Here is an 11262-nt window from a genome sequence, read left to right as displayed (position 1 = left end):
ACCTCTTCAACGGGACCGGCATCAGCTGTCCTCCGACCCGGCGCATTGGCCGGTGTAGCGTTTGGAATAGTTGCCCAGGTACAGGAACTGCCCGTCGGGCTGAATGGTCAGCACATGCCCGCCACCAAAGGCGGTAAGCGTCAGCACGCGCGCCGAACCATCTGTGGTTTCGCGGGCGGGGTACGGCCCCTTGCCGCTGATATAAAGGTGCACCTTGTTGCCGCTGCGCGGCGCGATGCAGATCGTCGTCGCCGACGGGGCGCAATGGCTGCGGGCGTCGTCGCGGCACTGTTCCACCGCCGTGCACAGCACGTCGCAGACCGGGGCGGCCTGCGACAGCTGTGGCGCGATCGCCAGCAAAAGGATCAGCGCGCGCATCGTCACTTGGCCTCGCACGTCCCGTGATAGGTGACCTGCCACGCCGGGTCGGTCAGCCCGTGCTGGGTATAGATCACCTGCCCGTCCGCGGTGATCGTCATCAGCGCGCTTGTGCCGTCGACATTGCCCGACACCAGCGCCCGGTGACCGTCCTTGTCAGACACCTGCATCATGCCGCGCCGTCCGGCCACGTCTTCAAGAATGTAGATATCCCCGAACTGGGTCATCTCGGCCTCATAGTCCGTGTCGGCGCAGGCTTCCTTGCCATAGCATTCGGTGACAAAGCGGCACAGGAATCCTTCGGCCTGCGCGGCCCCGGCCAGAAATGTGGCGACCAGCGCCAGGGTGATCCGGGTCATCGTCATCCTCCCAGGAAACTTGCGCGGACTTCGGGATCGGCCAGCAATTCCTTGCCCGTCCCGGTATGCGCATTTGCGCCCTGGACCAGCACATAGGCGCGGTCCGCGATGTTCAGGGCCTGCTTGGCGTTCTGTTCGACCATCAGGATCGGAATGCCGGTGCGGCTGACTTCGATGATGCGGTCGAACAGTTCGTCCATCACGATCGGGCTGACGCCCGCGGTGGGTTCATCCAGCATCAGGACCTTGGGTTTGGTCATCAGCGCGCGGCCCACGGCAACCTGCTGACGCTGCCCGCCCGACAGTTCCCCCGCCGCCTGATAGCGTTTGTCGCGAAGGATCGGGAACAGGTCATAGACCTGCTCCATCGTGCCCCGAATGTCATCCTTGCGGATGAAGGCGCCCATTTCCAGGTTTTCCTCGACCGTCATCGACGGGAAGATGTTGCGCACCTGCGGCACGAACCCCATGCCCTTGACAACCCGCGCCTGCGGGCTGAGCGCGGTAATGTCCTCGCCATCCAGCACGACACGACCGGACCGCACGTTCAACATGCCGAACACGGCCTTCATCGCAGTGGATTTGCCCGCCCCGTTCGGGCCGACGATCACCGCGATTTCGCCGGGATTCACGGCGATGGTGCAATCGTGCAGGATGTCCGGCCCCTTGCCATAGCCGCCGGTCATGCTTTCTCCGATCAGGAAGGGGCTGTTGCCCTCGGTGGTCACGGGTGGCTCTCCTTGTTGTTTTTCTTGCCGGTCAGTTCGGAATGTTCAGGCCCAGCGCGATTTCCCTGAGCACGGCCATGTGGTCCGCGCTCAGGGCGTCGCCGCTGTTGCCGGAAAAGATACGGATGTAATAGCCCGGCCCAAGGTACAGCGTGCTCAGCACCATCTGCATTCGGCCGTTCGGGTTGCCCGCCGGAAAGCTGATCCCTTCGGCCTTGCGGTTGCGGCCGGCATCGCCCAACCGCACCGACAGTTTCTTGCCATCGCGCAGGGCAGACGGTTTGGCACCGATATCGCGCAACTCATCTTTCAAAAGGGTCTTGTGCAGCTTGGATTGCGTGGTCTGGCGCCAATTCGGATAGTCGCGGACATAGACCCAACCGTTTGTGTCGCCATAGACAAAGCGATAGCCGAAGCCTTGCTTCATCGCAGTGAACTCGGCCCATTCAACCGGGTGCAGACGGCACACCTCGATCCCCATCGGCAGGCCGTTGCAGACCATGGCGTCGTCGCTGTCAGGAGCAGCGACCCGCGGGGCGGGTTGGGCAGCGTCAGGCAAGCGGAACGCGGCCAGTGCGGCCTTGAAATCGGCAAGGTGCTTCGCAGAGGGCTTGCCCGCATTGGCAAAGCCAACGATCACCAACGAATAGTCAGGACCATAGTGGATCGCCGCGGTTTCCCCCGTGGCAGGCTTACCGCTCGTCGCGGGCACGGTGTAGCTGACCATGCCGCTGGGCTGGCCACCAATCCGCACGTCTTCCCCGACCCCGATATCCAGATCGCCGACCCCCACACCCGCCTTGCGCGCCGCGTTGCGGATGAAGGTCAGATAGGCATCTTGCAGCACCAGATTGCTGTTCAGGTTCGCACGACCCTGCATTTCCGGCGGCAGTTCCTTGACCGACGGCAGCAGGAACACCACCTCGGGCGCGACGGACATCGGATCGTTCTTGTAAGCCTTGGCGCCGGTCGTCGTGGACATCGGGCTGAACGCGGTCTGGGACCAGCAGAACGTCACGCCCTGCCCAAGATCATCACAGCTTTGGGCCGTGGCGGCACCCGCCAGACCGGTGATGACAAGGACAAGCGCAAGAAGGCGCCGCATCAGGCGGGTTCCTTGTTCTTCAGCCCGGTGCCAAGGTAGGCCTCGATCACCTGTTCGTTGGCCTTGATCTCGGCCAGCGTGCCTTCGGCCAGCACCTTGCCCTCGGCCATGCAGATGACCGGGTCACAGATCTTGCCGATGAAATCCATGTCGTGTTCGATCACGACGAAGGTGTAATTGCGTTCGCGGTTCAGCCGCAGGATCGCGTCGGCGATGGTCATCAGCAAGGTGCGGTTCACACCCGCGCCGACCTCGTCCAGGAACACGATCTTGGCGTCGACCATCATGGTCCGGCCCAGTTCCAGCAGCTTTTTCTGACCGCCGGACAGGTTGCCCGCCTTTTCGTCCTTCAGGTGGTCGATGGTCAGGAACTCCAGCACCTCGTCGGCCTTGGCCAGCAGCGCGCGTTCCTCCTCCGCGATGCGCTTGCGTCCGAACCAGGTGTTCCACAGCGTTTCGCCATGCTGGCCACCGGGCACCATCATCAGGTTTTCCCGCACCGTCATCGACGAAAATTCATGCGCGATCTGGAAGGTGCGCAGCAACCCCTTGTGGAACAATTCATGCGGCGGCAGGCCGGTGATGTCTTCGCCGGCCATGGTGACACGGCCAGAGGTCGGGCTGTGCACACCCGCGATCACGTTGAACAACGTGGTCTTGCCCGCGCCGTTCGGCCCGATCAGCCCGGTGATCGACCCCGGAGCGATTTCGAGGCTGGCCCCGTCAACCGCGTGAAACCCGCCGAAATGCTTGTGGAGGTTTTCGACCTTGATCATCGCTGTGTCCCCCGACGGCGCCTCCCGCGCCTGTCTTAGTTATGGGAACGGCGCGGGGGGTGCCCCGCGCCGTCCGGCTTTCGTCAGATCAGGCGATCAGCGGAACTGAACGGTTTGGAACTTGCCGCCGGTGATCGTGTATTCACGATAGGAACCGGCCGCTTCGCCCGGGCCGATCAGTTCGACATTGGTGGCGCCGACGTAATCCACGTCGCCACCCGCGGCGATGATGTCCAGCGCCTTGCCCAGCTCGCCCGGCAGGATCTGTTCACCCGGGGCGTTGGCCACGTCCAGCACGTTGGCGGCCACGGTGGCTGGATCCGCGCTGCCGGCTTTCTGCATCGCCATCGCCAGCAGGGCAGCGGCGTCATAGCTTTCGCGGGTGAACGGGCCAGAACCGTTCACGCCGTTGGCCTCGGCCTGCGCGGCAAAAGCGTCGGAGCCTGCGCCTTCGCTCCACGGAACAGACCCGAACGAGCCTTCCATGTCGGCGCCCAGATCGGCCAGCAGGGCCTCGGCATACATGCCGTCACCCAGAGCGAACGTGTCGAACGCACCGGTGTCCAGCGCGGCCTGGATAATGCCCTTGCCGCCCTGGTCGGCATAGCCGAGCACGGCCAGAACCTGGCCACCGGCCGCGGCCAGCGCACCGATTTCCGCCGAGTAGTCGGCCTTGCCGTCTTCGTGCGGGGCGTTGATCGTGACGGTACCGCCAGCGGCTTCAAACGCGGCGATGAAGCTGTCCGACAGGCCCTTGCCATAGTCGTTGTTGGTGTAGGTCACGGCGACCTCGGTGATCCCGCGCGCGCCCATCACATCGGCCAGCACCTGGCCCTGACGGGCGTCGGACGGCGCCGTGCGGAAGAACAGGCCGTTGTCTTCGGCAGTCGACAGGCCCGGCGAGGTGGCCGAGGGCGAAATCATCGTCACGCCATTCGGCACGGCCACGTTGGCCAGGATCGCGCCGGTCACGCCGGAACAGTCCGCACCCATGATCGCCGACACCTTGTCGGCGGTGATCAGGCGTTCCGCAGCCGCCGAAGCCGCGGCAGAATCCACACAGGTCGAATCCGCGCGCACCGGCATGATGGCCGAGCCACCCAGGAACTTGCCCGAGTCGCTTACTTCTTTCATCGCCATTTCGGCGGCGGCGGCCATGTCGGGGGTCAGCGATTCAATCGGACCGGTAAAGCCCAGGATCACCCCGATCTTCACGTCTTCGGCCTGTGCAGCCCCTGCGAACATCGCAATCGCTGCGGTGGCGGTCAGCAGTTTCTTCATCATACGCTCCTCTGTCGTAGTGCCGGATTTGCCCGGCTTGTGATTCGCCGGATTATGTCCGCAATGGTGCCGGAAAGCGAGAGCAGACACCACAGGCGAACCCAACGGCATTTGCCCCTGCGGAAGGCCTGCGATCATGGCGCAAGGCTTGCGCCCGCGGGGAGTTTGCGGTTGATTGCCGTTAACGCGGTTTCTGCGGCGTCGGGTGGCCCCCTGCGGGCGCGCTTGGTCACCGGACGACAGGACCCGTACCACCGACACGGCAATTGCAGGTCGCACTGCAAGGAGGCGGAATGCGCTATCATACACCATCGACATTTACCGAAGCGGCCGAAATCGCTGCCGGTGCCGGGGGGATCACCCGGTTCCTTGCAGGTGGCACCGACGTTCTGGTGCAACTGCGCGCGGGCATGGTGACGCCCGACGACCTGATCGACCTGAAACACATCCCCGGCGTGATGGACATCACCCGCACGGACGATGGCGGCTGGAAGATCGGCGTGGCGGTCTCGGGCGCGCGACTGGGTGCCCATGACGCACTGATCGCCGACTGGCCCGGCGTGGTCGAGGGCATGGAACTCGTCGGTTCGACCCAGGTGCAGGGCCGCGCGACGCTGACCGGCAACCTGTGCAACGGCAGCCCTGCGGCGGATTCGGTCCCGGGCCTTGTCGCCGCGGGTGCGACCGTTGCCATCACCGGACCGGACGGCGACCGGGAACTGGCGGTCGAAGACGTGCCGACCGGCCCCGGCAAGACGGCGCTGCAACCGGGCGAGGTGATCTCGGCCATCACGCTGCCGCCGCGCGGCGCAAACGGCGGCGATGCCTACCTGCGGTTCATCCCGCGGACGGAAATGGACATCGCCGTTGTGGGCTGCGCCGTGAACCTGCGACTGGACGGCGATACGATCACCGAAGCGCGCGTGGCGCTGGGGGCCGTCGCCCCCACCGTGCGGCTGGCGCCCGACGCGGCGGCGGCGATCATCGGCACATCGCTGGACGATGCCGCGCTGGCCGCCCTGACCAAGGCGGCCGAGGCCGCCTGCAACCCCATCGACGACAAGCGCGGCACCGTGGCGTTCCGCACCGAGGTGGCCGGGGTCCTCGCCCGCCGCGCCGCCCGCATCGCCTATGACCGCGCGAAAGGAGCCGCGAAATGAGCAAGGTTCATGTGACCACCACCGTCAACGGCGATACGGTCGAATTCCTGACCGACCCGCGCGAAACCCTGCTGGACTGCCTGCGCGACAAGCTGGGGATGACCGGCTCGAAGGAAGGCTGTGGCACCGGCGATTGCGGGGCCTGTTCGGTGATGCTGGACGGTGTCCTGGTCAGTTCCTGCCTGGTCCTGGGGGTCGAGGCCGAAGGCAAGACCGTCGACACCATCGAAGGCATGGCCAAGGGCAACGACCTGCACCCGCTGCAACGCAAGTTCGTGGAACATGCCGCGCTGCAATGCGGGTTCTGCACCCCGGGGTTCCTCGTGGCGTCCAAGGCGCTGCTCGACCAGAACCCCGACCCAACCGAAGAGGAAGTCCGGTATTGGCTGGCGGGGAACCTGTGCCGCTGCACCGGCTATGACAAGATCGTGCGCGCCGTGCTGGACGCGGCCGCGGAACTGCGTGGGGAGGCTGCGTGATGGCCAAGGACGAATACAAGGAATTCCGCCTGGTCGGCACCCGTCCCGACCGTCCCGACGGTCTGGACAAAGTCACCGGCCGTGCCCGGTACGGAGCCGATATCGCGGCCCCCGGCATGCTCTGGGCCGCCGTCGTGCGCAGCCCCCATGCCCATGCCCGAATCGTGCGCATCGACACTTCGAAGGCCGAGGCCCTGCCCGGCGTCAAGGCCGTGATCACCCGCGCCGATTTCCCGGAGGGCCTGACCGGCGAAGCCTGGAACATGCAGGAAAACACCATGGCCGGGGAACGCGCGCTGTATGACGGGCACGCGGTGGCGGCAGTTGCCGCGATATCCGCCCTGATCGCGCAGGATGCCGCCCGGCTGGTCGAGGTCGAGTATGAAATCCTGCCCCATGTCACCGACGTGGACGAGGCGATCAAGCCCGACGCCCCGGTGATCCGCGCCGGCGCCGCCGATGCGACCGTGCCCGAAGGCATGCCGCCGAACGTCGTGCGCTACATGGAATTCGGCCATGGCGATCTGGACGCAGGCTTTGCCGCGGCCGACCTGGTCATGGAAAAGACCTACAAGACCGAGGCAACGCACCAGGGCTATATCGAACCCCATGCCTGCCTGGGTCAGTTGGGCAGCGACGGCAAAGGCGAAATGTGGGTCTGCACCCAGGGCCACTGGTACATCCGCAAGATGTGCACCGACGTTCTGGGCCTTGACCCGGCGCAACTGCGCGTCACCCCGTCCGAGATCGGCGGCGGCTTCGGCGGCAAGACCACGATCTTCATGGAACCCCTGTCGCTGGCGTTGTCGCGCAAGGCGGGCGGCCGTCCGGTCAAGGTGGTGATGAGTCGGGCCGAAGTGCTGCGCGCCACCGGGCCGACCGCGTCGGCGTCGATGGACGTCAAGATCGGGATGAAGAAAGACGGCACCATGACCGCCGGCAAGGTGGTGTTCCGGATGCAGGGCGGGGCGTTCCCCGGTGCGCCGGTCGATATGGCGCTCTATTGCGCCTTTGCCGCCTACAAGGTGCCCGCGCTGCATCACGAAGGGTTCGACGTGCTGGCCAACCGCCCGCGCGCCGCGGCCTACCGGGCCCCGGGCTCGCCGATGGCGGCCTATGCCGTCGAAAGCCTTGTTGACGAGATGTGCAAGGAACTGAACCTTGACCCCATTGACACCCGGCTGAAGAACGCCGTGCGCGATGGAGACCAGTCCAGCTATGGGCCGAAATTCGGTTCGATCGGTCTGGTCGAGGTGCTGGAAGCGATGAAAGCCCACCCCAACCTGCAGGCGCCGCTTGGACCCAACCAGGGGCGCGGAGTCGCGTCGGGCTTCTGGTTCAACCACGGCGGCGACACCTCGGTGTCGATGGCGATTTCCGAAGACGGCACCGCGCAGGTGTCGATCGGCACACCCGATATCGGCGGCTTGCGCGCCTCGATCGCGTTGATGACGGCGGAAACCCTGGGCATTGCCTATGACGACGTGCGGGTGAACGTGGTGGAAACCGGCGCGCTGGGGGTCAACGAACCGACCCACGGCAGCCGGGCCACCTTTGCCAGCGGCAAGGCGGCGGTGATCGCCGCGCGCCAGGCGATCACGGAAATGTGCCGTCGCGCCGCCGCCGAATGGGGGATCGACGCCGAAGCGGTCGAATGGGTCGATGGCGCGGCCCAGCCCGCTGGCCCCAACGCCGGGAAATTCCCGCCGATGACGATCAAGGAAATCGCCGCCAAGATGAGCAGCACCGGCGGCCCGATCGCGGGCCACCATGAATCGGTCCCCGATGGCGTTGGCGCGTCCTTTGGCGCGCATGTGGTGGATGTCGAGGTCGATCCCGAAACCGGGCGCACCACGATCCTGCGCTATCTTGTCGTGCAGGACGCGGGCCGGGCGATCCACCCGTCCTATGTCGAAGGCCAGTACCAGGGCGGTGCCGCGCAGGGCATCGGATGGGCCCTGAACGAAGGCTACATCTACGGCGACGACGGCCGGCTGCAGAACCCGGTGTTCCTGGATTACCGCGTGCCGGTCGCCTCGGACCTGCCGATGATCGACACGGTGATCGTCGAGGTGCCGAACCCCGGCCATCCCTATGGCGTGCGCGGTGTCGGTGAAACCGGCATCACTCCGCCCCTGCCCGCCATTGCCAATGCAATCCACGCGGCCACCGGCGCGCGGCTGCGATCGTTGCCGATGAACCCGCCCAGCGTGCTGGCGGCGATCAAGGCGCTGGGGTGAGCGTCACGGTCCACCTGTGGTCCGGTCTGCGCCGTCTGACCGACGGCGCAGAAACCGTCGAGGTCGAGGCAACGACCATCGGCGAAATGCTGGATGCGCTGGTCGTGGCGCATCCAGGCCTTGGCCCGCTGATAGAGGCCGGGGTTTCCGTGACCGTGGACGGAGAAATGAAGCCGTCGCGTCACCACGCCATCGGGCCGGAAAACGAAATTTACCTGATGCAGCGCCTGCGCGGCGGCTGACAAGAAAAGCCGGGGTCACGGCCCCGGCTTTCCTGTTCGCGTCACGCCAGATCACTGCGCGGCTTTTTCCGCCGAAACGATGTCGTGCAGGAAAGCCGACAGTTCGGTCTTCAGGTCGTCACGCGCCAGCGCGAAGGACACGGTTGCCTGCAGGAAGCCCGACTTCGACCCGCAGTCGAACCGCTCACCGCGGAAGCGATAGCCATACACGCCCTCGCCGTCGATCTGCTGGGCAATCGCGTCGGTCAGTTGGATCTCGCCGCCCGCGCCGGTTTCCATCGCGTTCAGGCTGTCCAGAACCTTGGGCGACAGGATGTAGCGCCCGATCACGGCCAGGTTCGACGGTGCGGTGCCGGCCTTGGGTTTTTCGACCATGCCCTTGACCGACACCAGCGAGCCCATGTCGTCCTTGACGTCAAGCATACCATAGGCGCTGGCCTTTTCAATCGGCACTTCCATCGCGGCCACCATGTTGCCGCCGGTTTCCTCATACGCTTCGACCATCTGCTGCAGGCAGGGCGTGTCGCCCGAAATCACGTCGTCGGGCAGCATGACGGCAAAAGGCTCATCGCCGATCAGGCGGCGGGCGCACCAGACCGCGTGGCCAAGCCCAAGCGCGCGGTGCTGACGGATATAGGCGACCTCACCCGAATCCATGTTGGTCGAGCGCAGGATTTCCAGCAGGTCGTCCTTGCCGCTGTCGGCCAGCGATTGTTCCAGTTGCGGCGCGTGATCGAAATAATCTTCCAGCGCGCCCTTGCCGCGAGAGGTCACGAAAATGAATTCCTTGATCCCCGCGGCGCGGGCCTCGTCAATCGCGTATTGCACCAGCGGACGGTCCACCAGCGTCATGATTTCCTTCGGAACGGATTTCGTTGCGGGCAGAAAGCGCGTGCCAAGCCCTGCCACCGGAAAGACCGCTTTAGTCACTTTGTTCATTAAAAATTTCCTTTTGCCACCGCTTCCGGTCAGCCCCGCAGGTCACAGGCCAAATGCTGGGGCGACTGTCCAATAGTCCCGCCCTGTATTGCGGCAGGTTTTTGCATATTACAACAGGCGCACCGGCAGACGGACTCTGGTTGTTCTCAAAACGCCACCAAAACAGGCATTCTGCCCACGGTCGTTTTCCAAGCGGCGCGACACGCGCGGGCCGAATCCCGCCCAGTCGGCAGCTCAGCTTTCGGCCTTCACGGCGGCGACGATGCTGTTGAGCACATCTTCCAGCAGCGCGGTATCGCCCGCTTCGCCCATGACCCGGATCAGCGGTTCGGTGCCTGATTTGCGGATCAGCAGGCGCCCGCCCGTGCCCAGCCGCTGTTCACCGGCCCTGATCGCCTCTTGTACCGCGTCGGCGTCCAGCGGAGCCTTGCCCGCAGCATAGCGCAGATTGATCAGCTTTTGCGGCACCGGGGCGAACACGCGCGCCAGCTTGCTGGCCTTCTGGCCGGTTTCGACCATCGTCGCCAGGAACTGCAGCGCCGCGATCAGCCCGTCACCGGTGGTGGCGTAATCGGTCAGAACGATATGGCCCGACTGTTCCCCCCCCAGGTTCAAGCCTTTCTCCCGCATCCGCTCGACAACGTAGCGGTCACCGACAGAGGTCCGCTCCAGCCCGATCCCAAAGCGTTCCAGGTGCCGTTCCAAGCCCAGGTTCGACATCACCGTGGCGGCCACGGCCCCCCCGGCCAATCGGCCTTCCTGCGCCCAGCGGGTCGCGATCAGGCCCATGATCTGGTCGCCGTCGGCCACATGGCCCTTTTCGTCGATCAAAATCAGCCGGTCGGCATCGCCGTCCAGGCAGATCCCCAGGTCGGCGCGGGTGTCGCGCACCTTGCGCGCGGCGGTTTCAGGGTGGGTCGAGCCGCATTCCGCGTTGATGTTCAGGCCATTGGGTTCAACCCCTACCGGGATCACCTCGGCGCCCAGTTCCCAAAGCACGGCAGGTGCCGTGCGATAGGCGGCACCGTTGGCGCAATCCACCACAACCCGCAGACCATCCAGCCGCTTGCGGCGCGGAAAGGTGGTCTTGGCGTATTCGACATAGCGGCCCCGGGCGTCCTCGAACCGGCGGGCGCGGCCAATATTGCCAGGCCGTGCGGGGGTCACACCGGTGTTCAGCAGGCGTTCGATCTCGCGCTCTGCCTCGTCTGACAGTTTGAAACCATCGGGGCCGAAGAACTTGATCCCGTTGTCCGTGGCCGGGTTGTGGCTGGCCGAAATCATCACGCCCACGTCTGCGCGCAGGCTGTGTGTCAGATAGCCGATCGCAGGCGTCGGCACCGGCCCCAACAGAAACACGTTCATCCCCGAAGACGTAAACCCCGCGGTCAGCGCGTTTTCGATCATGTACCCCGACAGCCGGGTGTCCTTGCCGATAACGACACGATGGTCATTCTTGTCTTGCCGGAAATAGCGGCCCGCCGCCGCCCCCAGCCGCAACGCGATGTCCGCCGTCATCGGATAGCTGTTGGCCATGCCCCTGACGCCGTCTGTCCCGAAAAACCTGTCTGCCAC

Annotated in this window: 12 protein-coding genes; 4 read left to right on the top strand and 8 right to left on the bottom strand. The window is 65.2% G+C overall.

Annotated features, from left to right (window positions below; all coding sequences use genetic code 11):
• Positions 1-21: 21 nt before the first annotated feature.
• The 6 genes from VK792_RS05610 to VK792_RS05585 all read right to left on the bottom strand — a co-directional run bounded on the left by VK792_RS05610 (position 22) and on the right by VK792_RS05585 (position 4627).
• Entirely contained in the window at positions 22-378 is a 357-nt protein-coding gene (locus tag VK792_RS05610; RefSeq protein ID WP_326296376.1) for a hypothetical protein, read from the bottom strand.
• Between the two features lie 2 nt (positions 379-380).
• Positions 381-737 carry a hypothetical protein gene (locus VK792_RS05605; protein WP_326296375.1) on the bottom strand — a complete coding sequence of 119 codons (357 nt, stop codon included), beginning with the start codon at positions 735-737 and terminating at the stop codon, positions 381-383.
• A 2-nt stretch (positions 738-739) separates the two neighbouring features.
• Positions 740-1423, bottom strand: a complete 684-nt coding sequence (locus tag VK792_RS05600) for an ABC transporter ATP-binding protein (protein ID WP_326296423.1) — start codon at positions 1421-1423, stop codon at positions 740-742.
• A 73-nt stretch (positions 1424-1496) separates the two neighbouring features.
• Complete coding sequence (locus VK792_RS05595; protein WP_326296374.1) at positions 1497-2570, bottom strand: hypothetical protein; 1074 nt, start codon at positions 2568-2570, stop codon at positions 1497-1499.
• Complete coding sequence (locus tag VK792_RS05590; RefSeq protein WP_326296373.1) at positions 2570-3346, bottom strand: ABC transporter ATP-binding protein; 777 nt, start codon at positions 3344-3346, stop codon at positions 2570-2572. Before VK792_RS05590 ends, VK792_RS05595 begins: the two co-directional genes overlap by 1 nt.
• Before the next feature lie 96 nt (positions 3347-3442).
• Entirely contained in the window at positions 3443-4627 is a 1185-nt protein-coding gene (locus VK792_RS05585; protein ID WP_326296372.1) for an ABC transporter substrate-binding protein, read from the bottom strand.
• A 293-nt stretch (positions 4628-4920) separates the two neighbouring features.
• Between VK792_RS05585 and VK792_RS05580 the strand changes: the two genes are divergently transcribed.
• Genes VK792_RS05580 through VK792_RS05565 form a run of 4 tightly spaced genes read left to right on the top strand, consistent with a single transcriptional unit; the run spans position 4921 to position 8748 of the window.
• Positions 4921-5787, top strand: a complete 867-nt coding sequence (locus VK792_RS05580; protein ID WP_326296371.1) for an FAD binding domain-containing protein — start codon at positions 4921-4923, stop codon at positions 5785-5787.
• A complete protein-coding gene (locus tag VK792_RS05575) occupies positions 5784-6266 on the top strand; it encodes a (2Fe-2S)-binding protein (RefSeq protein WP_326296370.1) in 483 nt (160 codons plus the stop codon). Before VK792_RS05580 ends, VK792_RS05575 begins: the two co-directional genes overlap by 4 nt.
• Positions 6266-8506, top strand: coding sequence for a xanthine dehydrogenase family protein molybdopterin-binding subunit (locus VK792_RS05570; RefSeq protein ID WP_326296369.1), 2241 nt, complete (start codon positions 6266-6268; stop codon positions 8504-8506). Before VK792_RS05575 ends, VK792_RS05570 begins: the two co-directional genes overlap by 1 nt.
• A complete protein-coding gene (locus VK792_RS05565) occupies positions 8503-8748 on the top strand; it encodes a ubiquitin family protein (RefSeq protein ID WP_326296368.1) in 246 nt (81 codons plus the stop codon). The genes VK792_RS05570 and VK792_RS05565 overlap by 4 nt, the downstream gene beginning before the upstream one ends.
• Before the next feature lie 51 nt (positions 8749-8799).
• On the opposite strand, the gene galU is transcribed toward VK792_RS05565, so the two are convergent.
• The gene (gene galU / locus VK792_RS05560; protein ID WP_326296367.1) at positions 8800-9687 is read right to left on the bottom strand and encodes a UTP--glucose-1-phosphate uridylyltransferase GalU; all 888 of its coding nucleotides are present in this window, start codon (positions 9685-9687) and stop codon (positions 8800-8802) included.
• A 234-nt stretch (positions 9688-9921) separates the two neighbouring features.
• Positions 9922-11262 (bottom strand): phosphoglucosamine mutase, encoded by a 1341-nt coding sequence (gene glmM, locus VK792_RS05555; RefSeq protein ID WP_326296366.1) that lies wholly within the window; start codon positions 11260-11262, stop codon positions 9922-9924.

Origin of the sequence: Mesobacterium hydrothermale (assembly GCF_035818635.1) — a bacterium.
Classification (GTDB): domain Bacteria; phylum Pseudomonadota; class Alphaproteobacteria; order Rhodobacterales; family Rhodobacteraceae; genus Mesobacterium_A; species Mesobacterium_A hydrothermale.
The sequence above is the reverse complement of the archived record's forward strand: the minus strand, read 5'-3'. Positions and strand labels throughout refer to the sequence as shown.